Raw genomic sequence first — 25024 nt, forward strand, 5'->3', positions numbered from 1 at the left:
TGATCGCGGTGGCCGTACTCATGTCCTCACCCGCCCCTGCGAGGCACTGACCAGCACAGACGCCGGAACTACAGCTGCCGTGACAGTGCCGGCCTGGCTCCATCCCAGAGCCCGAAGGGGCCGGGAACGGTGGCGGCGAACTCGGCGACCGTGTCCGGATCCTGCTCGAAAGCCTCCAGGAGCCGCACGATCCGCCGCGCGGATGCGATCGCCTGCCCCGCCTTCTCGCTCGTCTTTACCGCGCCCGCCCCGGAGGCGCGGCCGCCGGCCGGCGGACCTGAGGGCTTCGTGCCGGCGCCCCGGGCTCCGGGGCGCCCGATGGGCGGGCAGATCAGCCGCCACTGGCCGCCCTTGCGGACCACTGTGCTGCCGTCCACGAGCTCCTTGCCGCGGCGCTCCAGGTCGTACGGGCAGCGCGGGCCGTGGTCCTTGCCGGGGTTCTTGACGTAGTGCGACGACTTGGAGTCCGGGTCATCGGCGTTGCCGTGCCGGACGTGGACGTCGACGCCGCACTCGAAGCGCTTGAGCGGTTCCACGTACGGCGGGTGCGGCTTGACGTCGATCGCGTCGCGGCCGAACTTCTCCCCGCGGTCGTCCGTAACGAACGGGATCCGCACGCCCCGCTTCTTCTTCGGCTTCGCCACACCGCACCTCCCCCTACAGTCGTCTCCACGATCTTGCCGTGGTCACAGGGCCACAAGAAGGCCCCGTGGTCACGGCGGACCCGCTCCCCACGGTCCGCCGTGCGGCCGACCGTCACAGGCGGCTGCTGGCCAGTTCAGGGAGCTCGGCCAGGGCAGCGGGCAGGGCGTCGATGCCTTGCTGCGCGAACCAGCCGCGGCACCAGCGCAGGACGCCGGCGCGGCTGAGGCGCCACCGACCGCAGCACTGGACCAGCACGTCGGAGGCGAAGTCGACGCTCAAGGCCTGCAGCACGGGGTCAAGGGGCCAGCCTTCAAAACCGGAGTCCCAGGGGTCGCCAAGGTCCAGGGCATCAGCGAGGATCGCGTCGGCTGCCCGGGCGGGGCCCGAACCGCTGTAGCCCAGTTGAACCCGCCCAGCGCCTCGGCATCCTTCGGAGTGAGCTCGTACAGCACGAGCCCGTCCACCTGCCGCTCGGTGGGCCCCAACTTCGTCTTCTCCACCAGGATGCGGCACTGCCCCGTCGTCGTCATGGGTGGGCTGCACACCGTGGTAGGTGCGGTTCGGCTCTGTCATGATCTCCTTCCCACTGGACGGTTCAGGCGTGCTGCCATGCACGGACGAACTCCTGCTGGTCCTCCCACGTTCGCCGGCCGCGGTAGGCGTGCAGGACCTGCCAGGCCGCGCTCTCAACGTCGCGCAGCCACAATTCGCCGATGTAGTCGGACTTGTAGCCGCCGAGGTGCTCGGTGCCGATGGCTTGGCCGATCACCTCGGCGGCCGCCGACCGCTGCTCGGTGCTCATCTCCGCGATCACATGCAGGAGCTGATCGGCCAGGGCGGTGCCGTCGCCGTCCACGGCGCGCAGCAGCTGACCGCGCAGGTTGCCGGGCAGCAGGACCGGATCGTCCGCCGCTTGCCACAGCTCGAACCAGAAGTCGCGCGGTTCATCACTGGGCACCGGAAGACTCGCCATCAACGAGATGAGCCGGGCTGTGCCGGCGTAGGAGTCCGCATGCGCCACGGCCAGCAGCGCCACGTCGGCGACCTGCTCCGTACTGAGTCGGGTGGCCTCCAGCTCCGGCGTCATGTTCATCCGGCTTTCGAGGAACTGCGCGAACGAGTCCGGTTGGTACACGCGAGGAACCAGCAACGACTCCACCCTCCAGTTCAGACAGCTGACAGGGCCGATCGTTCCAGGAACGATCACCATCTCGCCGTGCTCTCAAGCGAGTTGGCTCGATCTCGATCCGGCGCCTGCATGTCGCCAGCATCTTGAAGTTGACGTTCAGGGGAGCCGGGGAACTGGGTTCCTGGGCGAGCAGAAACGCAACGGCGCCGAGGATGAGCTCGGCCGTCGAGCTGCGCCTAGAAGACTGCTGAAAATCTTGTTGTTGGGGCTGTCCGGCTGTGGGCCGGGTGGCCCTTTCCGCCATGCGGTGGCGGGGGTGAGGTGCCAGGTGGTGTTGGTGCGGGTGAGTCCGAGGTTGATGAGTCGGCGGAGGTTGAGAGCGGCGGCGCGGTGGTGGAGCCAGATGTTGTTGGCGATGACGCCTCGGTAGGGAACCCGGCGGTTGCCCTTGGCGACGAGCCAGGCGATGGCGCGTTCGACGGGTGGCCGCCATCGGCGGTATTCGTCCTGCCATCCGGCGTCGGTGGCGGCCTGGTGGCGGGCGGCGGCCAGCAGTTCGTACTGCGGGTGGACGTTGAGGGTGCGTCCGGTCTTGGAGGTGGTGCAGCGCTCTCGCAGGGGGCAGCTGGTGCATGCGCGCTTGAACTGGGCGGTGCGGGCGCCGTCGGCTTTGGTCTGGCCGAGGTTGGCGGTGTGTCCGGCCGGGCAGGTTGCGGTGCCCGCGGCCTGGTCGATGTGGAAGTCGTCGATGGTGAACCCGCCGGGGACGGCCTGCCGCAGCGGTGGCGGTTTGATCACCAGGGTGTGGCCGTCGGCCTGCAGTTGTGCGCGCAGGTCGCCGGTGCCGTAGGCAGAGTCGCCGAGCACGGTTAACTCGCCGTCCTCGTCGGCCAGCAGATCGCCGGCCACGGCGGCCTCGTGATTGCCGGGACCGTAGCCGCTGGTCAGGGCGACAGCGGTGAACAGGCCGCTCTCCGGCTCGAAGGACGCATGCCCTTTGAAGCCGTCCTGGTGACGGGTGCGGTTCTTGTGGATGTGGCGTGCGTCCGCATCGACGGTGGACACGGTCCGGTCCGCCACCGTGCGCTTCGCGACGCGCCAGCGCCCGTCGCGCCCGTCGGAGTCCTCGGCCGGCTCCACATCCTGGCCCGCGACCAGGGCCAGCAGGCCGACCGCGTTCGCCCCCTTCTCGCCCAGGTTCTGCTCGGGCAGGTGCCCGAGCAGGTTGACCGCGTCGGTGACCAGCGCATCGACCAGCGCGGCGCGGGCAGCCTCGTCGTCCCAGGCGATCCTCGGCTTGCCCGGGTCGGTGTAGTCGTGCGCGTGGCACCACCGCGCCGCGGTCTCCCCGGCCCCGGGGACCTCGCGGATCACCCGGCGGATCGCGGAGATGATCTGGGTGACGGTGTCCTGGGTGGCCACCGCGTCGTCCAGCACGGTGGAATCCAGCGCCCGCCGCTGCCTGCCCTTGAGCACCCCGGTCGCGGCCACGACCTCTTTGACCTTGGTGAAGACCCGCACCGGATCGGCCGAGCGACGCAAACGGCGCCGGAAGTACGTCAGCAGCGAGGGATCGAAAGCGGTGTCGTACAGCCCGAGCCCGCAGGCCGCCTTCCAGCGCAGGTCACACCGCAGTTCCTGGACCGTCTCGAAGTCCGACAGCCCGTGCAGGCTCTGCAGCACCACCGTCGCGGCCAGGACCTGCGGCGGCAGACTCGGACGGCCGTTGGACGACGGATACATGTCCGAGAACATCCCCGGCGGGAACAGCACCTCGCGATGTTCGGCCAGGAACGCGAACACACTGCCAGCCGGGATCAACTCCCGGCAGGTCTCCCACACATCCGGCCCGACCATCTCCCCGCCCCATTCCCCCTGCATGCATACAAGACTGGCCCCAACTCCACCGAGCCGGAGCCAGAACCGAGATTTTCAGCAGTCTTCTAGGCGATCTCCTGCTCGATCAAGGAAACTACGTGCCCGGGATGGGCGCGCGCGTCACCGGCGTCCAGCTCGATCCAGTTCCCCAGAATGCCGCTGCCGTCAACATCGGCGCGTCGCCACAGGTTCCAGGAGCTGTCACCCCGCTGGAACTCCCAAGCTGATCCCGTGCTGTCCGTGATCCGGACGACGCAGCCACAACCGAAGCCGTCGCCGTAGTTCTCGCGCAGTTCCGCCTCGTCGTGAACATGGTGTTCGGTGATCAGCGTTGCTTGTTCCCCGAGCAGGTCTGCCACCGCGATGATGGTCTCGTGGGCGTCCTTTGGCTGTCGTCCCAGATACGGAGTCTCAGCCAGGATGCGCACCGCCGTCTCCGCATCACACGTGGCGGCACGTGCCTCCTCGCCGGCACATCCCATCGACATTTCGGCGTTGTTGAGGTTCGGCGTCTCAGAGTCGTTGAACTCCGGCAGGACGACGTCGTGACGCGCGTCCATGACATGCAGATACCCGGCCAGGTTCTCCAACGCTGATCCGGCCGCGTCGATCTGCGCATACAAGGCCGACGACAGCGGCCTGCTGCGGGGTGTACAGCGCCCACTCCAGGCCAAGGCCCGCAGCGGTGGACTCTGCCGACTTGGCCCCGGCAATCGCGAGCGCAATGATTTCGTCGGGATCGTCCGGTCCCCCCAGTCGGTGACCAGATCGAGCCCGCCGCACACATCACCGATCAAGCGTCGGCTGCCCTGGGCGTCCACTTCTGCAACTCGCCGCCACAGCTCCACCCAGTCGTGCGAGTCAGCCATACGTCTCCTCCGATTGCTGCGAGCTAATCCGGTAGGGATCACGCAGGATTCTTGCGCGTTTGTGAAGATAGAGGCGATTCACGAAGGTCACGCGGTCAACCAGCCCTCCTAACGAGGGAGTTGCTGGTCCACATCGGTGATGGTGTGAACAGCGGTGAAGCCCGCGGCGTACAGCACGGCCTTGGTGGCCGCCACGGCCAGGCCGTGCTGCCAGACGAGGACGGCCTGCGGCACGCGCCGGCTCGGCGCCCGTCGTGCTCGCCGCACGTGCGGCTCAACATTTGTGGAGTTCCCTGTCGGACGCCGACTGCGCAACCTGACACCATTCTCACCGGCCGCAGGGAGGCTCCGGCTCTCGCTCCCCTGTCTACATAGCCCTGGAGGCGGAGGCATACCACCGAATCGGCCTCGTCCTGGACCAGATCCCGGCTCGCTCACCAAAGCACCCGGAGGCGGAGAAGCCGCCGGACGCTCACCTGTCGCCCGAGGCAGACAGGGCCTCAAACGCTCCGGAATGACGTGCACTTCTCGGGCTCCACGATGGGTAGGATCACGCCGCACGTGGAGCGGGCGGTTTCGTGACGCGCCGCGCACGGCACAGACCGAACATCGGGGGCGCATGGCATGAGTGGCAATGGTTACTGGGATCCGACGGGCGGACCCGGCCCTGGTGGACAGCCGGGCCCCGTTCCCGGCAATCAGCCCTACCCCGGGGCCGGAGGTCCCGGCGTGGGGCCTTACCCGCCGCAGCCCGCGCCCGTGCCGCCGCAGGGGTACCCTGGGCATCCGCAGGGCTGGGGCCCGTACCCGCCACAGCCGCCGCACGGCGGTGGCCCGCAGCCGCCGTACCCACGCCCGCCCCGGCCCCCGCTGACGCGCAGGCAACGGATCCTCAAGTGCGTCTACAACCCGTTCTACGCCGCCCAGCGGGCCTTCCGCCCTTCGCGCCCGGACGTCGTCGAGGACCTGACGATGGGCAAGATCCAGATGTGGCGGACCGGGCTCGGCATCGCCGCCTGGCTCGTGCTGGTCATGTCGTACCAGCCGGTCGACACCGCCAAGGGCGTCGAGACCGTCGCGGGCGACAAGTTCGACCAGAGCTGGACCAGCACACTCTTCCTGGTGTGTGCCTTCCCGTTCGTGATCGTCCTGTTCGCGTTCGCCGCGCAGGGTGCGCTGCGCAGGCTCTACCTGCGTCGGTCCCTGAAGTCTTTCGGAGCGGTGGCGGCTCTGATGGGGTCCATGGCCACGTTCCCCCTCGCCGTCGCGCCCGACCCGGCGACCGCCGGCTTTCGTGACGCCATCGGGACCCCCGGCATGGTCGTTCTCATCACCCTGTGCGCGTGGTCGGTGGGCTTCGCCCTGTACGGGATCGCGCTCTGCCTCATGCACGTGTTCCGCACCGCCGACATCCACGAGGTGCTGCCGCCGATCCTCGCCACCTTGCTGGTGTGGGTGATGGCCGCCCTCGACGTGATCAGCAACGCGAACGCCGAGGTTCCCGTCGTTGCCCGGATCGTGTTCCTGCTCGGCGCCCCGGTGTCAGTGACGGTGTTGTCGTGCTGGGAGCTGTACCGGCTGCGGAAGTACCACAACCTGACGGTGCGACAGGCCCTCGGCCGCTAGGTCATCTCCGCGTCGCTTACGCCGTCCTCCCCAACAACCGGGGAACGGTCACGGGAGACGGTGTTCCCGACCGTTCGGCACGGGCCCGGCGAAGGGCGGCGGCCTCGGTCGCCGCGCCAAGGCGGTGACCCGATCTGGACGGAGGCGAGGAAGCTGCCGCCGTGACCAACTCCTGCCGCCTGCCGCCTGCCGGGTCGTGTGCCCTGTCTTGGTGAGCCGTGCCCGGCCGGCTCATCGGATGGCGTACCCGTCCCACAGCGGGCCACCGGCTCGGTCCAGCGCCTGTGTCACGGCCGCGGCGAAGACGCTTGTGTCTCCGGCGAAGGCCTGCACGGCGGCCTCGGTCAACGCGCGGTGCAGCCCGGGGTCGGCCGCAGCCAGCCGCCGTGACAGCCACTTGCCTCCGCCGAGCCAGTGCCCGCCGACGAGCAGGACCAGCTCCGACGCGCGCTGCAGCATGTGCGCGACCAAGTGCACCTGTTCGGCGGGGTCCGCGCAGCCACGCAGGTCCTCGAGGAGGTCGGTCAGGATGTACCGCTGGTAGTCCCGCTCACGGTCCGAGAGCGGTGGCGGGCCCGCAGCCCAACGCTTTCGCGCCTCGGCCTGGAGCGAAGCGCCCAGCCCGTCCCTGTCCAGCAGGAGCATGCCGTCCGAACACATGCCGAGCAACGGCGAACTCCGCTTCGCGGTCTCCTCGTCGGCGAATCGGTGCCAGACGGCCTGGGTCTGCACGAACAGCTCCACGGGCCAGCCGCGATACACCAGGTTCTCCCGGCTGGGGGCGGGCGGCCCGTCCAGGAGGACCACGATGTCCAGATCGGAGGTGGGCGTCCGGCGGTCGGTCAGCACGCTGCCGGCCAGGAAGGCTGCCCGGGCGGCGGGAAACCGATCCCGTATCAGTTCGCGAGCGGTGAGCACGGGGTCGTCCATGCCCGAACCCTACGGACAGGCCTTCCCAAGGCACAGCGAATTCTTCACACGACGCGACGGCACAGCGGCGCTGTCAAAACTCGTCAACATCTCACGCCACGTGACTGCTGACTGACTCCCGAACTCACGCACAACGGCTGCCTTCCGGCGTGAACGAAGCCACCGAGGGCTTCGGCGGCGCGGTCTGGGGCGGTGACGTACCCGAGGGTGCCCTGTGTGTCCACCGCCCACTCGTCTACGCTGAGGGGCCGCCGGGACCCTTGCCGGGGCGTCTATCTAGTCGGTGAGGTCGAGGGCGATGCGCAGCGTCCGGGAGACGGCGCTCATCTCCTCATCGGGGGCGATCCCGAGGTACTTGCCCGCGGTGATCGCGGAGACCGTGAGGGTCATGATCTGTGTGCCGATCACGTCGCCCACCACGGGCGCGGTGATCCGGGTCGACAGCAGTGTGTCGGGGGCGGTGCCGGTGGTGTCGACCAGGACCGTCACAGCGGTGCGCGGGAAGGCCGAGAGGGCCGGGTCCGCCTCGATGACGAGGAGGGTGTGCCCGCTGCGGCGGCCCGGAATCTCCCACGCCTGGCCGCGCCGAAGCGGCGGAAGGCTCCGGCGGAGGCAGGCCGCATCCCGCCCCTCTCCGCCGGAGCACCCTCCCGCCCACGCCAACCGGCCGACGGCGGCTCGCCGCCGCCCTGTGCCTAGGACACCCGGGGCGGCTGGCGGAGAGTCGATATTCCAACCGTGCTGTATTCCCCGCGTGCGGGGCATCAGCCCCGGACGCGGTTCCGACGACGAGCGGGCGGCATGGTGCTACCGGCCGCAGCTGTGCCATCTTGAATGCCTGTTCTTGACGGTCCGTCATAGGGGTGGTGGATGGGTTCGTTGGAAGTGCCGTCGGGGGGACGTCACGTGCGGGACGTCGTCCGTGATGTTGTCGTGCAGGTGGCGCCGGACGAGATCGTCCTGGTGGAGGGATTGCTGCTACTCGACGACGCATCGGTCGTACGACGACTATCGGGGCGCGACAGGCAGGAGCCGCTGGGGTTCGGTCTGGCCGAGGCGGCCGCGCTGGTCACGCCCGTGGTGTGGCTGGTGCTGAACCAGGTCGCGTCGACCCTCGCCGGTGCGGCCGCAGAGGGCGCCGTACGGCGGTCGGGCCGCTGGCTCAAGCGGGTGGTACGCCGGCCTCTGCCTCCGGCCGTCCTGCCGCCACTGGACCGGGACCAGCTGGCGGAGATCCACCGGCATGTCCTCGACGCGGCCGTCCAGCGAGGTGCTGCCGTCGAACGCGCGCAAGAGCTCGCGGACGCCGTTGTTGCCGCGCTGGTGCTGGCGGAGCCGGACCCGTCCCCGCCCGACGCGCCGGAGGAGGACGATCCGACCGGCGGCGCCCCGCAGTGAACACCGCCGTTCCCCAACCCAGCATCGACGAAAGGGCGTTGGGGCCCGGTACGGGTGCCCGCTTCGCCGTGCTGGTCGTTCTGATGCTGGTCGCCACCGGTGCGATGGCCCTGACGATCGTGTCGACCCTGCACGCCGCCGACGGAACCGACTGTCTGCTCGCCGCCGGGATGGACCCGGACCGGGCCGGCACGGCAGCCGAGACACTGCGCCTGGTCGCCCAGTGGATCCCCTTCTGGGCTTGCATGGACCGGTCCGTGCCCATACCGCCCTGGTGGCAGATCGCCCTCGCGCCGGGGTTGCTCGCGGTCACGGCTGCGCTGATCTTCCTGCTCCTTCCCGCATGGAAAGTCCGACGCCACCGCCTGGTCGACCTGCGCACCGTCGATTCCGACGGCACCGTCCTTCGGCTGGTCGAGGAAGCGGCCGCGGCATCAGGGTTGGCCGGTGTCCCGCGAGTCGTCGTCGACCGGGCCACGCCGACGGCCGGAGCCGTGGTCTTCGGCCGTACCCGCCGACCGGTCGTCAGCCTGCACGGCGGTCTGATCGCCTGCCGAAGCACCAATCCCGGACACCTTCGCACCGTGCTGCTGCACGAGTTCGCCCACATCTCCAACCGTGACGTCACCGTCACCTACGCCACCGTCGCCCTGTGGCGGGCCTTCGGAACCCTCGTCCTGCTCCCCTACCAGGTGTGGGCGGCGTTTCAGGTCGCCGGCTTCGGAGCATCGGCCTCGCTCGAGCTGTCGCCGTTTCAGATCCGCACGCTCGTGCTGCCCCTGGTCCTGGCAGCCCTCGTCCACCTGGCGCGGTCCGACGTGCTGCGTGTCCGGGAGATCCACGCCGACCTCACGGCCGCCCGCAGCTGCGCGGACGTGCACCGTGCCGTCGCCGCGGCTTCGGCACCCAGGGGCCTTCGTGGCGCCGCCAACTCGCTGAAGGTGCTGTGGAGTACGCATCCTGCGGCGCAGGTCCGCCGTTCCGCCCTGACCGATCCGGCACCGGTCTTCGGGCTGCACGCGTTGCCGGCCCTGCTCACGGGCGCGAGTGCGGTGCTGATCCACAGCCACCTTCTGGGCTACCTCGGCACGTACCGCCGGCTCAGCCCCTGGATTTTCCAGGGCACGGCGCTGCTCCCCGCTGTGCTGGTGTGCGGGGTGATCGGAACGGCGCTGTGGCGGTCGGTGGCCTACGCGGTGGTGACGGGCAGGCCGGCCCCGACCGGGGTGCGCACCGGCCTGTGGCTGGGGGCAGGGCTCGGAGCGGGAGCTCTCGTGGCCGGCTTCGGCTCCGGAGTGTCGCAGTGGTGGATCGGCGGACTGGTCGGGCTACTGCTGGTCGTGGCCTCCGGTGTCGCCTTCACCGTGTGGCTCACCCTGTGTGCCCGCCTGTGGGCCGGCACGTGGCGCGGAAGATCCCTGCGGCCCGCTCTCGTCCTGTGCCTGGCCGCCGCCCTGGTCGTCTCGACAGTCTGGTTCGCCTGGCTGACGCCCCAAGGGCTCTACGGGGTGTTCTGGCAGATGGTCACGCCCGGTTCGCGCCAGCTGATCCAGCAGGCGAGCGGCACCGGCGTGGGGCAGTCCACCGTCTCGGCCGTTGCGGCGGTGCTCCCCGCGCTCCTGGGCTCGATGAGGTGGCCCCTGTTCACCGCTGCGGCCGCCGCCGCCTGGATCATTCCGGCCCTGGCCCTCGCCCTCGGGCCGCCCGGCGGTCATGCTCCCCGCTGGGTGGTCCGCGCCCGACTCGCCGGCACTGACTGGCCCTGCGGCCGGGAGGCTCCTCCTGCGCTGCGCCGGGCCCTGGCGCCCGGGTTGCTCGGCGGTGCAGTGAGCTGGCTCGCAGTCGCCGGGGCTCTCGCGTACCTGCACACCGGGCGGGGATGGCAGGCGGGCGCCGGCGGGAGTGGAGGACTGCGCCTCGAGGTCTGGGTGTTCCTGGCGTCGGCCGGGGCGGTGGCCGTCGCGGCGCTGGCGGCGATCGGCGGCCGGCACCCTCTCGTCCCCCTCGTCGCGGCCCAGACCGCGGCCACGGTCGGCCTCGCCGGCACAGGCCTGCTCACTTCCGTCGACGGCTGCATCGCACCGCTGAGCGTCCGCACCAGCACCTGCGGCTGGCACCCCGTGTGGCAAGCCTTCTCCGCCGTCGACGTGTTCGCCTTCGTCAACGCCGTCCTCATGTTCGCATTCCTCGCCGCGGCGGCGGCTGTGCTCCTGCAGCAGGTGGCGAGGAAGGCCCGCCGCAGCAATGGGGCCGGGGACGGGCAGCCGTCCGGCGCGCGGCCGGCCGCCCGCTGGTCCGCAGTGGCCCTGCCCGCGGCGCTGGTGCTCGTCCTGGCCGTCGCGGAGCCCCTGGCCCTGGCCACCTACCAGGCCGCCGTCCCGGACTACGCGGCTGGTCAGCGCAACTTCCAGCACCTTCTCGCCGACCCGCCGACGGCATCCGCAGCCACGAGAGCCAAGCAGGTCCGCGCCTGGTACCGCCATGGCGGGGAGTACCTCCTGACCAACGCTGTCCGCTCCACCGACCAACTGCACACCCTCAACGTCTCGCTGGACGACGATCCGGTGGCGAGTGCCGCTGTGCTGGCCCGAATCCGCACGCTCTGCACGGACATTGCGTCACTCGGCTCGTGGGAGGACGGATACTACTTCCGCGTCCCCGACCCCCAGGCCCAGTCCGACTGGCACGAGTTCGGCACCGGTGCCCGTGACGGCGGCCGCAAGTGCCTAGCAGCCGTGGACCGGCGGCCCTTCGACGTCGATGCCTTTCTCGGTCTCGCGACCGCCAGGTACGACCTGGACGTCGCCGGATCCTACGCCGCCAGCACCGACCGCGCCGTCACCAAGATCCTGGCGGAGGCGGGCTATCGGGTCCGCTGAGCCCCCGGTTCAGCGGACCCGCGCCGCAGGGCGTGCCGGACCATGGCCCAGGAACACATCAACGAGGTCGTGACTCCTCCCCCTTATGAATGAGGGGGCTTCTCGCTGTGCCTGGTTGGCGTTGCGACGGACCAGCCCGGCCCGTAGAACGTTGATCGCGCCCACCGTGTCCGCGTGCGCGGAGTGGCCGCACAAGACGCAGTGGAACTTCTCCTGTGTGGGCCGGTTCTCCTTCGCGGTGTGCCCGCATTCTGGGCACTGGCGGGAGGTGTTGCGGGGGTCCACGGCGATCACTTCCCGGCCGGCGCTTTCAGCCTTGCTGGTGAGGATCGTGAGGAAAACCCCCCAACCGGCGTCTTGGATCGAGCGGTTGAGTCCGGTCTTCGCGGCGGCCCCGTTGAGCAGGAAACTACCCGGCGTCTCGGGATCCGGCTTGGGTGCGACCGTTTTGCTCATGTTGCGGATCTTGAGGTCTTCGTGCGCGATGAAGTCGTGGTGGCGGACCAGGTCAAGGGCGGTCTTGTGTGCGTGGTCGAGACGCTGTCGGCGGACCTTGCGGTGCACGGTGGCGACACGTTTGACGGCCCGCTGGTGATTCTTGGTGCGCTTGTCGCGGCGGACGCGGCCGAACCGGGCGAGGTCCTGTTGTGCCGTTTCGAGGTTCGCGGCGGCCTTTTGGCCGTGACGCGGGTTGGGCACGAACTCGCCGTTGGAATCGGTAAGGAAGTTGGCTATGCCCATGTCGATGCCGACCGTGCTGCCCGTTCCGGGGAGCGGTTCGGGCTGTGCCTGTTCAGCGGTGAGTACGACGAACCACTTGCGGCCCTCACGCTTGACCGAGACAGTCTTGACCTTGCCAGGAACGCATCCAGCTGTGGTCACAGCACTTCCTGGCCCGCGTGCAGGGAATCGTGCCCGGCGTGGAGCGAGCCCGGATCGACCCCGACGCCTACACCACGGTGATCGGGCACACCGTCTTCGAGGACTCCAGCGTGTCCGGCGGCGAGCGCATCCTGCGCAACGTCTGCGCGCTACTGGCTCCGTCCGCCACGATCCCGTCTCTGCTCGCCGTCAACTTCCCCGTCTACGGGAGCTACACCAACGAAACCGACCGGCATACTGGCACCCGCCTCCTGGAGCAGCTGATCGACACGGCCCGCGACGGATGCGGCCAGGTCCTCATCGCCACACGGGCTTTGCCCGCGTCCGCGCGAAACTGGAGATGGCAGGCGCGCCCTTGGATGCGCCCGGTGAGCGAATCTACGCTCTCGGCCTCATCGGCCCCGGGCCGGACCTGAAGCTCGGTATCACCAGCTCACGGCCGAGGCAGGGTCCAAGGCCTGGCAAGAGTGCCACTGACCGCATCAGATCCCTGGAGCGGGTCAGCCTGGCTCACGACACGGTCATGGTTCGGGCCTGGATATCGAGGCCGGCAGCCAACGCCCGCGACTGGGAGGCTAAATCCCTCAATGCGCTGGCGGCGCATGAGGGATCCACGGCGATAGGCGAGTACTTCCGTGGCGTCGACTTCGACTTGGCTTTGAAGATCATCCACAGCGTCTGCAACGACTCCATGACCTCAGTCCGACGAGCAGGTGGGCGAGCGCTGGCACCTAGTGTCTCGTGATCCTGTCGGCGTTACTTGATCTTGTCTGTCTCGTTCTCTCGGCATGGAGCCCTCTGTGGAACAGGCCGCCGAACTACGGGAGTTGGTGAGCAGTGTCCGTTGCGGAGGTGGACGAGGGTGAGCGGGGCCTGTCGGCCCGCGTTCAGGCGTCGCCATCGGGTGCCGAGAGCATGGCGACGCGCCCGCAGTCGGGCGGACAGGAAGCGAAGGGCAGCGTTGGACACGTCGACGCCCGACGGGTAAACAAGCACGCTAAGCCTCTGGTGGAGACGGTTGTCTTGGTCGAAAACCCATCTACCAGGGGCTTTACCTGCCTGTCAGCTTAACTGTCAAGTTCGTCCGCCAGGCTGGAAGGACCAGCGTGCAGGCCACAGTGAGGAGTCGAGTTGTTACGTTGTGAGGCGGTGGGTAAACGGTACGGCGGAGGACGATGGATCCTCAGTGACGTGGACATGGAAGTCGCGACCGGTGACGTCCTCGCGGTGGTCGGCAGCAATGGTTCGGGAAAGTCGACCTTGCTGAGGATCCTCGTCGGACTGTCGCAACCCACCACCGGGAGCGTGTCGGGCCGACCACCGCGCATCGGTTACGTACCGGACCGCTTCACCGGCCACGACCGCATCTCGGCGATCTCCTATCTCACTCACATGGGGCGTATCCGTGGCCTGTCGACCTCCGCCGCCCGTGCCCGAGGCCATCACCTGCTGGAGCGGCTGTCCCTGGTGGGCGGGTGGAACGCACCGCTGCGCACGCTGTCGAAGGGCAACGCGCAGAAGGTGGCGCTCGCCCAGGCCCTGCTTGTCCAGCCCGACCTGCTGGTCCTCGACGAACCCTGGTCAGGTCTGGATGCCTCGGCCCACAGTGTCCTCGCCGAGTTCATCGACGAAGTGGCCGCACAGGGCGGAGCAGTGGTCTTCACCGACCACCGCGAGGCGATCACCGAGACGCACGCCCGCGGCGCCTACACCATCAGCGACGGCCGGGTCACCTCGCGCGGCGGCCGGCACGCCGGGAGCCGCACCTCGATGGTCGAGCTGGTCCTGACCGTGCCGCCCACCGGCATCATGCCGATCGAGGTGAACTGGTCCGTGCTGCCGGGTGTGACGGACACCGCCCAGCGCGGCGGGGAGGTCGTCCTGCGGGTGGCGCGGGAGCACTCGGACGCCGTACTGCAGACGGCACTCCAGCACCGGTGGTCGGTGGCCAGCCTGGCCGAGGCCGCGGACGAACGCAGTTGCCGGGCCGATGCGCGGGGGACCGCCCTGTGATCGCGCTGGTCCGCTATATGTCCACGGTGCTGCTGCTCTCCCAGCGCTACCTCGCGCCGCTGTTGCTGTTTCTCGGCCTGGTGGCCGTGCTGACCGGCAGCGACACCGGCCCGCTCACCGCGACCTACGCCTCGGTGGCCGGGGCCATGCTGCCGTGCTCGGTCTGGCTGACCATGACACTGATCGGTCTCGAGGACCAGGCGCACCGCTCGATCGTCGTCGTCAGCGCCGGCGGCCCTCTACGCGTCCTGCTCGCGACGGTCGGGACGGCCGCCATATGGTGCCTGCTGCTGATGTCTGCCGGCCTGGTGCTGCCGCTGCTGTTCGGAACCCACACACCCGGCCTCGCGGACCTGGCGCTGGGGACCGCGGCCCAACTCACCTGCGCCTTCACCGGCATAGCCATCGGACTGGTCTGCTCGCGGCTGGTGTTCCGACGGCAGGGCTACGCGCTCGTCCTCGCCCTGGTGCTCCTCCTGGCTGTGCTGCTGGGCAAGGGTGTTTCCCCGGTCAACCTCATGCTCACCCACCTGCAGAACGCGTCGGACTCGGCGGACGCCCTGGCACCCACGGGTGCCCTGCTCGCCGTCACCGCGGGCTTCTTGGCGGCCGCACTTGCTGTGACACAGGCGATCACCCGCAGAAAGGCATGAACTCTGCGGCGGTGTGCCCGCACCGGCGCAGGCTGCGCAGCGCCGTCCGGTAGAAAGCATGCTCCGCCGTCCTGGCCGCTTCGGTGAGTGTGGCTGGCGAAAGCGCCCAGGAGCTCGACGCCTCGGTGATGTAGCGGTCGGCAATGGGCGGGTGCCGAACCCGGCCGCGAATTGCGCGTGGGAGTACCCATTGCTCGTGGCGCACTCCCGTGACAGCGATTCCTTGAGCGCGTGCCATCGATTCTTTGAGTGGTGCAAGAGGGGGCCGGGTGATCAGGCCCGGCGCGTGGCGGTGCGCTCTATGACGATCACGGCGGCGTCGTCGTTCAGGTGTCCGCCGACGTGGCGCAGCAGGTCGCGCCGGAGGCGGCCGAGGAAGGCGTCGGGGTCGTTCTCGGTCCAGCCGGTGATGCGCTCGGCGAGCGGGTAGAAGGTGCCGGTGGAGTCGCGGGCCTCGGTGACGCCGTCCGTGTACAGCAGCAGAAGGTCTCCCGGCTCGAACGGGAAGCTGTCGACGTGGTAGCGCGGATGCGCCAGTTCGCCCAGGCCCATCGGAGGTGCGGGATGCAGGGTGTCCATCGTCGTCGGTCGGCCGTTGCGCTGGACGATGGGCGGCGGGTGGCCGCAGGAGATCATCTGGACCCGGCCGTCCTGGTCGGGGATGTCGAGGATGTTGGCGGTGATGAACGTTTCTCCGTAGCGGTTCGTTTCGCCTGGCTCCATCAGGTCCCAGCACACGCTTCGGTCGAGGTAGGCCACCAGCTCGCCCAGGTTCGCCTGGCGGTGGGCCGCGATGCGGAACGCTCCGAGCAGCAAGGCGGCGTCATTGACCGCGGTCATCCCTTTGCCTTGCACGTCGCCGACGATCAGCCGGGTGCCGGCGGTGGTGCGCGTCGCCGCGTACAGATCCCCGCCGATCTGGGCCTCGGCCTCCGCGGCAAGGTAGAGAGAAGCCACGCGCAGCGGCCCGATCTCCTTGGGTAGTGGCGGCAGAACCACACGCTGGGCGGCCTCGGACACATACCGCACCTGCGCCAGCTCTTTTGCGCGACGCTCCCGCACTACACAGAAGATCACCAGGGCCGTGCCGACCAGCACCAGGGCGATGATCTGTGCCTGGTCGTTGGACGAGAGCAACTGCTCAGGATCGCGCAGCAGCCCGCTGGCCGTCAGCGCGACCACCGCCAGCGCAGCGACCAGGCCCACCGACCAGGGCCCGCCGAACAACGGCGTGATCGCCGGTGCCGCGACAAGCAGCGAACCCAGATAAATGTTGGACGGAGAAAGATCGTCGACCACGGACACCGCAACAATCCACGCGATCGGGATGGCGATCAACGCCCGACCCCCTCGCACCGGCCGTCGAAGTCCACCGAGGCGCTGCGGCATGACTCCTGTCTACACCGCCCTTGCTCGGCTCGCACCGGCGGAGCCCGGCAGTGCGGTCGCCTGCCACCGGCCCTGACGGAGACCGCCGCGCCCTGCACGGCACCGTGCTGTGAGACTCGCCCCAAAATCGAACACGCGCTCTTGAATACATGAGCACTATTGCCCCGTACGCCCTGACCGGACGGCAGCGCCGCATCGTCCGGGGCGCGCGTGAATGGATTGCCGAGCATGGCAGGCGCCATCGGTGCGCGAGCTGGGCGCGACCGTGGGGCTGACCAGCACGTCCAGGGTCGCCTATCACCTGCGACGGCTCCGGGACCGGGGCCTGGTGGTTCAGACCCGGGACCGCCACGGCGAGACGTGCCCGCACTGCGGGCAGTGATCCGGGCCTACGGCGTCCGGTCCATGCCCCTCGAATTCTCCGCGGAAAATTCGAGGGGCATGGACCGGCCAGCGCCATGGGCACGTGTCTGGGCGGATGGGCGCATGACGGGGACGCCGGCGGGCCGCGATCGGCCGGCCCGTTCGGCCGGGCCGTCAGGCCCACCGCTTCAGTGCCACGGCTGTAGTGCGACCACTATGCCGAATGGCGGAGTGGCAGTGATCCGCTCGGCATCCAGCCCGGCACCGTCAGCAGCGCTGAAGAGCAACTGGCCGGAGCGCGGGGCTGCACGGCTCGTTCCGCCGCTCACCCGGCTGTGTGCCAACCCCGTTCCCCACAAGAGGGGTTGGGGCAGAGCGGCCGATCGCCAGCGACCGGTTCGGTGCCCCATGCCGCTGGGGAACGATCTTGGACGGTGTGGGGAATGATCTTCAGGGCCCTCTGCCGCCGCCGAACCCGTGCGTACTCCAGTTGCCGTCGAGGACGGTGCCTGGGCGTAGCGAGTTCATGCCGGCCACGGCCAGATCCATCCACGCCCGAACCGGGCCTGTAGCCGGACGGTCTCGGCGTCAAGCCTGCGGCCTTGCCTTACAACCCTTCACCGGCGCGGACCCCTGCGTGCTTCCGCGCAGTGTTCGTGGGGTCGGACGGCACCCGCACCATCGTGCTCCAGCGTTCATCCCACCTCGGGTAGCGGGTTCTGCCGGGCGGTCTCCGACCGGTGCCGGGTGATGACCAGGGCGAGGACGGCGACCAGTACGGCCCCGGTGGCCAGGCTCATCGGGCCCGTCCCGAGGTGGAGGCCGTCGCCGTAGGGGGCCGGAACTCCGAGCCAGTCGGCGAAGGACGCACCGAGCGGGCGCGTGATGGTGTAGGCGAACCAGAAGGCGAACACCTCGTTGAACCGCAGCCACCGATACCCCGCGGGCGGCAGCAGAATGACCGCGAGGAACACGAACGTGGACGCGAGGGTACCCAAGCCGAGCGGGCCGGCGGCGAAGTCACCGGCAGCCGTGCCGAGGGCGAAGGTGAAGATGACGGTGAGCCAGTAGAACACCTCGCGCGGACGGGTGTTGATGGAGTGCATGTCCAGCGTCTTCTGGCTGGTGTACCAGGCGATGAACACCACTGCCTGCAGGCCCAGCAGCATGACCGTGGAACCCCACAGCGGCATTCCGAGGTTCAGGTTCAGGTAGTCGGCCGACATGGTGCCGAAGATGCTGACGGCGGTCACCGTCAGCCAGTAGACGACCGGGATGTACCTCTTTGTGGCCACTTGCACGATCAAACAGCCTGCCAGCAGGGCCATGGCCATGAGAATGACCGCGTTCCTCCCGATGTAGCCGTTGAAGAAAGCGTAGTCGGAGAATGCCTCTCCGAATGCCGTCGTCCCCAGCTTCGCCACCCAGAATATGAGCGTGACTTCCGGGACTTTGGTCAACAGACCCGGTTGGACTCCGCGCATGGTCGTGCTTTTCTCCACGAGCATTCTTCTCCCTTCGCCGGCCTGGGGTTCCGTCTGACCTCGGGTGCTCCGAAGATTAACTTCGATCATTCACGTGCGCGCGCCGACGTGAGTGGTTCGGCTGGAGCGTTCGATTTCTGACAGTTCGTTCCGTGGGCTGGTTGTTGCGGGTCAGGCCGGTGAGCCGCGTGTCGTCGCGGTGGTCGTCGGCGTCCACTCGCCGAGGGTGCTGCGGGTCTCCTCCTTCCGGTGCGCCAGGAGCGTGTCTCTCTAACCGGCGACCCGCGCGCGGTCCGTGATCATTCGTACGGGATGATTTTGGTATGCGTGGTGGGGATGGGCTGTTCGAGGTCGAGCGGGTGGAGAACATGCGGCCGCAGGCCCGCCCGGCACTCTGCAGGAGGATCACCGCAGCGCGCCTTCGCGCCCGCCGGCATCTCGACCGGGTGGGCATCGCCGCGTCGGAGAAGCTCAGTCCTCACGCCCGCGCAGATCCTCGTTCAGACAGCTGCGCAGCAGGAAGAGAGCAGCCAGGTCCGCGACCTTCGAGAGCCGTTCGAGCAGGGCCTTGATGCGGGCGTCGTCGCCGTCGCGGACGGCCGTGACGATGCCGGAGATCATCTCGCGCACGGCTGCCGGGACACGGCTGCTGGCGTTGTCCATCACCCGCGCGTACCCGCCCTGGCCCCAAAGTGGCTCACTCGTTCGGGTGGCGCCGCCGGGCCGGAGGGGGCAGAGAGTAGGGCCGCAAAGCCCCTCGGCGCGGTATTGCAGGCCGGATGCGGGCGGCCAAAGGGTGCACGCCCGTGACACGCCGCGCCGGGAGCGCCGCCGCCGTAGCCGGGACAGGCACATTGGCACGATCACTCCAAGCGGCTCCCATTGGAGTGGCTGGCCGATGCCCCCGCGGTACCCGCGCCCTCGCCGTGGGGGCATCTGTTCGTTTCCCTCACCGCAGCCGCCCTCCCGCCCCGCTCGAGCGGGACTCTTCTCGCCACAGCGGGCAAGCAGGAGGTTGCGGGAGGGGGCCCCTCTGCGACCTGCGGGACGGCGCAGAGGGGCCCGATGTCGGGCAGTCGCCGCAGGTGTGCACCGCCATCCCCGCTGCTCGTCCACACGGCTGTCGTCGGCGAACCCGGGGAGCCCCGAGAGCTGCTGCCCTGCCTGGCACAACGACATTCCCTGCCCACAGTTGCGGGTCGCCCCCTTGCCGGTGTGAGGCGGCAGAGGTCTTGTAACGACCCCGCTGCAGCCCGCTTGCAGGATCGTTACATAGGGGAAGAAAGTGGAAAAAAAGACCTCTGGGCCGACCGTCCCTCGGCGCCCGTCAGCCCCGGCCAGGAACCCAAGCCGCCGGGCAGTTGATCAGCGACGAACGGGCGTGGGGGCCGGGCCCTCTCACTAGCCGGCAGAGAGGAGCGGGTCATGCGAACCAGAATCATCCACGCCGCATCCCTGGACATCACCTGCTACCCGGCCAATGGCTGGTGTGCCGCGAGGACCTTGGTGTCGTCGGTGAACGCGCTGTCGAGGCCAGAGGCGCGCACCCGGACGTTGAACGGCACGACCCGGTGCCGGCAGGCGCCGGCGCGGAAGAACGGCTCGTTGTCGGCGAGGGCGCGTGCTTCTTCCAGGTTGTCTGCGGTGAAGATCGCAAGGGCCGACGGAGGGTTGTCGTCGACCGCGTCGAGGCTGCCGGAGATGAGGAAGGAGCCTTCCTCGAAGCGGGGGAAGAGCCACTCTCGGTGGGCTTGCATGAGTTCTTCGGGGACAGTCTCCCCGGTGTACTCGACGAGCAGAGCGAAAAGCATGTCTGTCTCCTGGGGGCCGGGGTGGGTCAGTTGGTGCGGTGGGACCACTTGGCGGGGAGGTCGCCGGGGGCGACGGAGATGACGGACTCGTCGTCCGCGCCGACGTATTCGAAGAGGGTGATGTGGGCGAACTCGGGGACCACGTAGATCGGGTAGGTGGGTCCGTTGTCGCGGTACGTGTGCATTTCGTCGAGGTGGTCGTTCTGGAAACACACGGTGCGTTCGCCGTGCTCCTCGACCCAGTGCGGGAAGAAGATCACCCCGTGCAAGCGGCACTTGCCCGGCATGACGTTGACCGAGACCGACGTGCCGGTCGGCTCGTTCCAGGAGACCTTGTAGCTGTCCTCGTCGAGCTGGACGAGATCCACGTGCTGGTCCTTGACCCAGCGCCCGCCGACCATGCCGGAGTGGATCCGGTAGTCGATGGTGTGGTCGTTCTTCACGTACATCTCGTACTGCCAGCCGTTGGAGTAGGTGTAGATGAAACGGTGGCCGACGATCCCGGACAGGTTCTGCGGCGGAGCGGGCCGGGCGACGGACGTCTCGAAGTCTGCAGTGGTCGTCATGGTGGAACCTCCTCGGTGATGTGGCGTCGGCCCGTGCTCCGACCGACACCTTCATTTTGACACAAAACTATTTTGAGACAAAATGAATACCGTGGCAGAATGCCTCCATGGACACCGCCACCGAGCTCGGCCGGTTGCTCGGCCCGCTGCGCCGAGCCGTGCTGCGCACCCGCCGCACCGTGAACCTGCCCGACCTGCCCGAGGCCCAGATCGAACTGCTGCGCGCACTCACCGAAACCGGCAGCGCGACTCCGCGCGAGGTCGCGACACGACTGCGGATCGCGCCCTCCACGGTCAGCGACCTGGTCCGGACCATGACCGCAGCCGGCCTGGTCGAACGCACCCCATCCGCCACAGACCTGCGCACCGTCCGCCTCACGGCCTCCCCCAAGGCCATGGACATGCTCGACCGCTACGACCGCACCAGCACCGCCGCCCTGCACCGTGCGCTGGAGGACCTCGCCCCACAGAGCCGCGAGGCACTGGAGCAAGCCCTGCCGGTACTCGCAGAACTGCTCACCGTCCTGGAGGCGGAGCCACCGCAGCGCTAGACCCCACGGCCGGAATCCCTCGGCGCCCCGGCCCCCGCTCCTCGCCCTCCAGCTACCGGCCGAGCCGGACCCAGCGGGTTTCCGCACGGCGATGGCCGCGTGGCACTCTGCCTCGGTGTGCGAGAGCGCGCGGGAACGCAGGATTTCGTCGCGATCCACCCCCGCAAACTCCCGGTGACCCGCATCGATCTCCACCCAGCGGCCTCGCCGTTCGCCCGCATCGTCATCTCGGACCGGGCCCCCCAGACAACAGGGGCCATAGTGCGCAGCATCCTGAACCGGCTCCCCGGCGACTCCGGCCAGTCGAACCTCCCCACCGCACCGGCGCCCAAGCCCGCCTGGCCTCCCGGAAGCTCGCCCGCGCCGTGCCCGACGGCCAGCCCCTGAGCAGATCCCCGGCCCTACCGGGCGGCCGCAAGGCCGACGGCCCCGCGGCGCGGTCCAGCGGTCGGTTGCCCTGGGGTCCAGGCGCAAAACCTCGCGTTTGCCCTCGTTGTTGACGCCGACGGCGACCAGGCAGTGGACGTTGACGACGCGGCCTCCTTCGCGGACTTTTTGGGTCAGGGCGTCGACCCATACGAAGGTATAGGGGCCGGCGTCCAGCGGTCGGTTGCGGAACTCGGTGACCCGGGCGTCGAGGACCTTGGCCATCTCGCTGACCTGGGACTTGGACAGTTGGGTGACGCCGAGGGTGGCGGCGAGTTTCTCGACTCGGCGGGTGCTGACGCCGAGCAGGTAGCAGGTGGCGACCACGGAGATCAGGGCTTGTTCGGAGCGGCGGCGGCGTTCGAGCAGCCAGTCGGGGAAGTAGGAACCGGAGCGGATCTTGAGGATGGCCAGGTCGATGCTGCCGGCCCGGGTGTCCCACTGGCGGTGCCGGTAGCCGTTGCGGGAGTTGACGCGTTCCTCACTCGGCATGCCGTAGGCCGCGCCGCAGGCGGTGTCGACGTCGGCGGACATCATGGCGTCGGCGAAGGTCTTCACCATCTGCCGCAGCAGATCGGGACTCGCCGAGGCGAGGTTCTCCTCCAACAGCGCGGCAAACGGCAGACTGTCCGGTGCGGTCATCGTGCTGTTCTCCTTCAAGAGCTTGGTCGTTCTCGAAGGATCAGCCGGTGGCCGTCTTACGTTCAGGCTTCTCACCCAACTACGGGACCAAACCCCCGATTTAGGTGGAAACCCGTACACCACTTCCCTGGACGCAACCTCGGTCGGCGACTGCTTCCCCCAGCGTCGGCCCATTATGGAGGGGACCAGCCCGCTCGAGCCGGGCCGAGTGGCGTGATATCCGCTTTGTAAGGGCGGACGTGGTCGAGTGTGGCGGTCGTCGATGTCTGACACCCACTTTAGGAGACCTTCTCCCCCGGGAAGATCCCCTCACTCTTGCGTACTGCGACGTCGCGATCTGGCTCCGCCGCAAACACGGCCTCCCCAGCAGCCAGTTGAAGGGATTCTGTGACCAGGGACGGAGGTTCGCCGACAGCGGCACCGTGCTCCTCGGCGCATCCAGCGTCATGATCGAACGCTACCGCTACCGCGGAGCCAAGATTCCAACTCCGTGAGCCATCGAAACGGCAGCCAACGACGGCTGACCACCGGGCAAGACACGTGGAGAGCCGGGATGCGTGGAAACACGCACGTCCGGTTCGGGACGGCGGTCCAGGGAAACGGAACGGCAGCGATGCCGTCACCGCGCCCTGGGCCGACCGCACAGGGACAGCTCCACCATCGCCTGGGTGTGCCAGGTCGACCAGAAGATGTGGTTGGCGAAGAATCCGTCTCCGAAATAGGGCGCCAACTCCGCCACTTCGGGCGTGCGGATGGAGGCGTGCCACACGAAGGGCGGAACGTTGTCCAGCGGCCGCAGCGCAAGCGTGAATCCCTGCAGGGAAGTGCGCAGCTTGCCCTGCCAACCCACCACCTCCTCGCGCCACAGGCGGCGCAGCAGGCCATAGTGCTCGACCGTGAGCGGCACGGCGTTGCGGATGTCCTGCCCGAACCACGGATACACGGGCCGGTGTTTCCCCGTCCCGGCATGACGTCGGTACGACCGCCGACAGGTGCTGAAGCACACTGAAATCCTCAGCGATCTTGACCGGGTCATTGGTTGTGATCAGCGTGGTCGAGGTGAACGCGCTCAATCGAACGAGGTTCTCGCCGAAGGTGACCTCCGTGTTCCGCATTGCACGGGTCACAGGCCGAGGAACGACTCCTTCAGTGACTCCAGCACATAGTCGGCTTTCGCAGCGCGAAGTTGCTGCGCGGTGTAGTGACCGCTGGCGACCCCGATGGCGGTGGCGTCCGCCGCGTGCGCGGCCTCGATGTCACGTGGAGTGTCTCCAATGACGTACACCTCGGTTCTGGCGAGGGCGCGGCCATGAAGTCTTGCGGCCTTCGCGACGGCCAGGCGCGTCACCTTTTCCCGGTCAGGGGAGTCCGATCCGTAGGCGCCGAAGACGAAATAGCGGCCCAGCTTGCCCGGTTCCATTTTGAGTCGCGCCGCGCCTTCCATGGCGCCGGACACCACGCCCAGGATGGCGCCCGCTCGTCCGAGCCGGCGCAAGGTTGCCTCGGCACCGTCCAGGACTCGATAGGTCTCGGAGGACCAGATTTCCTCGGACAGGTGCCACAGGTAGGCGCTGTAGAGCCGCATCATCTCTTCGTGACTGGGGTCACGACCCAGCACCGCACGGAATGTTTCCCGTCCCACCTGCGGGTCGGTCTCGCCCGCCGACGTGTGTTTTCCGATGTCTGCGGGTACACCGTGCAGTTGATCAAACGCCCAGGCCCAACTGCGTTTTCCCGCACCTCCGGTGTGGACCAGGGTTTCGTCAATGTCGAAGAGGACAGCGAGGGGTCCTGTCATATCCGTTCCTCTGGGCGCGAGGTGGTGAGTGGTGTCAGGTTCTGAGCGGCAGCACGGTGAGCACTCGCACGATGTGATCCCGGTACTCCTCCATGAACGCTTGGAGGAGTACCGCACGATTCGTTGTTCGCCCACGCGTACGCGTGGGCGCTGAGCTGAAGGCGGACAGATGTCTCCCTACTGCAGCGAACCACAACGACGAGCGTTGGGCACTTCGAGGGGATCCGATCGGAGGAGCCTTGCACGGCTGTCAGCTGAGGCCAACGTCACGGCAAGCGGGCTACGTGGATGCGGTGGAGGATAGGGAGCAGGGAGCGCTCGGCGCACCTCCCGGAAGAATCGCCGTTACCTGCGACGAGGCAGAATCCGACACACCATCACCGAACGCCTCGACCAGCGAAGACACTGGCAGAACCGACGTTCCCGCGGCGGGCGGCCCACCGAATTCGACAGCGAACGCCACAAGAACCGCAACACCGTCGAACGCGCCATCAACCGCCTCAAGGGCTTCTGCGCCGTCGCCACCCGCTACGAGAAACGCGCCTACATCTACCTCGGCACTGTCACCCTCGCAGCCCTCGCCATCTGGCTCCGCACATGATCCGAGAGACAGTGCCTAGGGCACGCGGTCTGCGCGCCGTTATCGCCCACCACGTCTGTCGCCGCTGGGCAATCGAAAACACCTCCGCCGCCATCCTTGCCCACTCCGTGTAGCGGGACGCGGTCGCGCTGGCGCGGTGTCGTGCAGAGCGCCTCAGATGTGCTCGGAACGGGCTGGTTCGGCGCCGTGGCCGCTGAGGCCGCGCTGGTGCGGGACTTGATGGCGGAGCGGCGGACCACCGCGACAACGCGGCTGAGCGTCTGGTGAAGAATCGCTCGGCAGTGGGCGCTGTGCCGAGACGAGCGGGCTCCCGCGCCCAGACCATGGCCGAGCTGCGCGGGTGGACACCGTTCGCCGGGAACCGGCCACTGGACGCCGGGCCTTATGCGTTCGTCTGGGTCGACGCGCGGCGGCGACGAGCCGGGAGTAGTTGGAGCTGATGGCACAGCGAGTGACCGGGCGAGTTCGGAATCGTAGGCGCCGGTCCCCTC

At 68.6% G+C, this 25024-nt stretch carries 22 protein-coding genes and 7 pseudogenes; 11 read left to right on the forward strand and 18 right to left on the reverse strand.

Going from position 1 to position 25024, the window contains the following annotated elements:
- Window positions 1–68 precede the first annotated feature (68 nt).
- The 6 genes and pseudogenes from OG456_RS38275 to OG456_RS38300 all read right to left on the reverse strand — a co-directional run bounded on the left by OG456_RS38275 (window position 69) and on the right by OG456_RS38300 (window position 4788).
- Window positions 69–644, reverse strand: coding sequence for a hypothetical protein (locus tag OG456_RS38275; protein ID WP_266569725.1), 576 nt, complete (start codon window positions 642–644; stop codon window positions 69–71).
- 112 nt (window positions 645–756) lie between these two features.
- Window positions 757–936 (reverse strand): hypothetical protein, encoded by a 180-nt coding sequence (locus OG456_RS38280; protein WP_266569726.1) that lies wholly within the window; start codon window positions 934–936, stop codon window positions 757–759.
- Window positions 937–1240: 304 nt separating this feature from the next.
- The gene (locus tag OG456_RS38285) at window positions 1241–1780 is read right to left on the reverse strand and encodes a hypothetical protein (RefSeq protein ID WP_266569727.1); all 540 of its coding nucleotides are present in this window, start codon (window positions 1778–1780) and stop codon (window positions 1241–1243) included.
- A gap of 312 nt (window positions 1781–2092) precedes the next feature.
- Window positions 2093–3655, reverse strand: a pseudogene (locus tag OG456_RS38290) (IS1182 family transposase); the annotation flags it as partial.
- Between the two features lie 62 nt (window positions 3656–3717).
- Window positions 3718–4521 (reverse strand): hypothetical protein, encoded by an 804-nt coding sequence (locus OG456_RS38295; RefSeq protein ID WP_266569728.1) that lies wholly within the window; start codon window positions 4519–4521, stop codon window positions 3718–3720.
- A gap of 108 nt (window positions 4522–4629) precedes the next feature.
- Window positions 4630–4788, reverse strand: coding sequence for a hypothetical protein (locus OG456_RS38300; protein ID WP_266569729.1), 159 nt, complete (start codon window positions 4786–4788; stop codon window positions 4630–4632).
- Between the two features lie 119 nt (window positions 4789–4907).
- On the opposite strand from OG456_RS38300, the pseudogene OG456_RS38305 reads away from it, so the two are divergent.
- Window positions 4908–5038: pseudogene (locus OG456_RS38305) on the forward strand (IS5/IS1182 family transposase); the annotation flags it as partial.
- 212 nt (window positions 5039–5250) lie between these two features.
- Window positions 5251–6147 (forward strand): hypothetical protein, encoded by an 897-nt coding sequence (locus OG456_RS38310; protein WP_266569730.1) that lies wholly within the window; start codon window positions 5251–5253, stop codon window positions 6145–6147.
- Between the two features lie 231 nt (window positions 6148–6378).
- Here OG456_RS38310 and OG456_RS38315 read toward each other — a convergent pair whose 3' ends face one another.
- Both OG456_RS38315 and OG456_RS38320 read right to left on the reverse strand, forming a co-directional pair.
- Window positions 6379–7077, reverse strand: coding sequence for a nucleotidyltransferase domain-containing protein (locus tag OG456_RS38315; RefSeq protein ID WP_266569731.1), 699 nt, complete (start codon window positions 7075–7077; stop codon window positions 6379–6381).
- A gap of 276 nt (window positions 7078–7353) precedes the next feature.
- Window positions 7354–7740, reverse strand: a complete 387-nt coding sequence (locus OG456_RS38320; protein ID WP_266569732.1) for a hypothetical protein — start codon at window positions 7738–7740, stop codon at window positions 7354–7356.
- Between the two features lie 207 nt (window positions 7741–7947).
- Between OG456_RS38320 and OG456_RS38325 the strand changes: the two genes are divergently transcribed.
- On the forward strand, window positions 7948–8475 hold the full coding sequence (locus OG456_RS38325) for a hypothetical protein (protein ID WP_266569733.1): 528 nt from the start codon (window positions 7948–7950) through the stop codon (window positions 8473–8475).
- Window positions 8472–11354 carry a M48 family metalloprotease gene (locus OG456_RS38330; protein ID WP_266569734.1) on the forward strand — a complete coding sequence of 961 codons (2883 nt, stop codon included), beginning with the start codon at window positions 8472–8474 and terminating at the stop codon, window positions 11352–11354. The genes OG456_RS38325 and OG456_RS38330 overlap by 4 nt, the downstream gene beginning before the upstream one ends.
- 120 nt (window positions 11355–11474) lie before the next feature.
- Here OG456_RS38330 and OG456_RS38335 read toward each other — a convergent pair.
- A pseudogene (locus OG456_RS38335) lies at window positions 11475–12218 on the reverse strand (RNA-guided endonuclease InsQ/TnpB family protein); the annotation flags it as partial.
- A gap of 35 nt (window positions 12219–12253) precedes the next feature.
- Between OG456_RS38335 and OG456_RS38340 the strand changes: the two are divergent.
- Entirely contained in the window at window positions 12254–12652 is a 399-nt protein-coding gene (locus OG456_RS38340; protein ID WP_266569735.1) for a hypothetical protein, read from the forward strand.
- A 421-nt stretch (window positions 12653–13073) separates the two neighbouring features.
- Here the strand turns inward: OG456_RS38340 and OG456_RS38345 are convergent.
- Window positions 13074–13232, reverse strand: a pseudogene (locus OG456_RS38345) (IS5/IS1182 family transposase); the annotation flags it as partial.
- A gap of 195 nt (window positions 13233–13427) precedes the next feature.
- Here OG456_RS38345 and OG456_RS38350 point away from each other — a divergent pair.
- Window positions 13428–14249 (forward strand): ABC transporter ATP-binding protein, encoded by an 822-nt coding sequence (locus OG456_RS38350; protein ID WP_266569736.1) that lies wholly within the window; start codon window positions 13428–13430, stop codon window positions 14247–14249.
- The gene (locus OG456_RS38355; protein ID WP_266569737.1) at window positions 14246–14902 is read left to right on the forward strand and encodes a hypothetical protein; all 657 of its coding nucleotides are present in this window, start codon (window positions 14246–14248) and stop codon (window positions 14900–14902) included. The genes OG456_RS38350 and OG456_RS38355 overlap by 4 nt, the downstream gene beginning before the upstream one ends.
- Before the next feature lie 273 nt (window positions 14903–15175).
- On the opposite strand, the gene OG456_RS38360 is transcribed toward OG456_RS38355, so the two are convergent.
- Window positions 15176–16291 (reverse strand): PP2C family protein-serine/threonine phosphatase, encoded by a 1116-nt coding sequence (locus tag OG456_RS38360; RefSeq protein WP_266569738.1) that lies wholly within the window; start codon window positions 16289–16291, stop codon window positions 15176–15178.
- A gap of 214 nt (window positions 16292–16505) precedes the next feature.
- On the opposite strand from OG456_RS38360, the gene OG456_RS38365 reads away from it, so the two are divergent.
- Window positions 16506–16673, forward strand: coding sequence for a hypothetical protein (locus OG456_RS38365; RefSeq protein WP_266569739.1), 168 nt, complete (start codon window positions 16506–16508; stop codon window positions 16671–16673).
- Between the two features lie 676 nt (window positions 16674–17349).
- Here OG456_RS38365 and OG456_RS38370 read toward each other — a convergent pair.
- From OG456_RS38370 to OG456_RS38385, 4 genes are all read right to left on the reverse strand, one after another.
- Window positions 17350–18228, reverse strand: a complete 879-nt coding sequence (locus OG456_RS38370; RefSeq protein WP_323136428.1) for a hypothetical protein — start codon at window positions 18226–18228, stop codon at window positions 17350–17352.
- Between the two features lie 381 nt (window positions 18229–18609).
- Complete coding sequence (locus tag OG456_RS38375; RefSeq protein ID WP_266569741.1) at window positions 18610–18801, reverse strand: hypothetical protein; 192 nt, start codon at window positions 18799–18801, stop codon at window positions 18610–18612.
- Window positions 18802–19607: 806 nt separating this feature from the next.
- Window positions 19608–19949 (reverse strand): YciI family protein, encoded by a 342-nt coding sequence (locus OG456_RS38380; protein ID WP_266569742.1) that lies wholly within the window; start codon window positions 19947–19949, stop codon window positions 19608–19610.
- A 26-nt stretch (window positions 19950–19975) separates the two neighbouring features.
- A complete protein-coding gene (locus tag OG456_RS38385; RefSeq protein ID WP_266569743.1) occupies window positions 19976–20515 on the reverse strand; it encodes a phenolic acid decarboxylase in 540 nt (179 codons plus the stop codon).
- Window positions 20516–20622: 107 nt separating this feature from the next.
- Between OG456_RS38385 and OG456_RS38390 the strand changes: the two genes are divergently transcribed.
- Window positions 20623–21066, forward strand: coding sequence for a MarR family winged helix-turn-helix transcriptional regulator (locus tag OG456_RS38390; RefSeq protein WP_266569744.1), 444 nt, complete (start codon window positions 20623–20625; stop codon window positions 21064–21066).
- Between the two features lie 465 nt (window positions 21067–21531).
- Here the strand turns inward: OG456_RS38390 and OG456_RS38395 are convergent.
- The 3 genes and pseudogenes from OG456_RS38395 to OG456_RS38405 all read right to left on the reverse strand — a co-directional run.
- Window positions 21532–22134, reverse strand: a pseudogene (locus OG456_RS38395) (transposase); the annotation flags it as partial.
- A gap of 649 nt (window positions 22135–22783) precedes the next feature.
- Window positions 22784–23195: pseudogene (locus OG456_RS38400) on the reverse strand (LLM class flavin-dependent oxidoreductase); the annotation flags it as partial.
- 62 nt (window positions 23196–23257) lie between these two features.
- Window positions 23258–23932 carry an HAD family hydrolase gene (locus OG456_RS38405; protein ID WP_266569745.1) on the reverse strand — a complete coding sequence of 225 codons (675 nt, stop codon included), beginning with the start codon at window positions 23930–23932 and terminating at the stop codon, window positions 23258–23260.
- Window positions 23933–24257: 325 nt separating this feature from the next.
- On the opposite strand from OG456_RS38405, the pseudogene OG456_RS38410 reads away from it, so the two are divergent.
- Together OG456_RS38410 and OG456_RS38415 are read left to right on the forward strand one after the other, a co-directional pair.
- Window positions 24258–24533, forward strand: a pseudogene (locus OG456_RS38410) (transposase); the annotation flags it as partial.
- 141 nt (window positions 24534–24674) lie between these two features.
- The gene (locus OG456_RS38415) at window positions 24675–24800 is read left to right on the forward strand and encodes a hypothetical protein (protein WP_266569746.1); all 126 of its coding nucleotides are present in this window, start codon (window positions 24675–24677) and stop codon (window positions 24798–24800) included.
- Window positions 24801–25024 lie beyond the last annotated feature (224 nt).

Origin of the sequence: Streptomyces sp. NBC_01446, from assembly GCF_026340095.1 — a bacterium.
In the GTDB taxonomy this organism is placed as follows: domain Bacteria; phylum Actinomycetota; class Actinomycetes; order Streptomycetales; family Streptomycetaceae; genus Streptomyces; species Streptomyces aureus.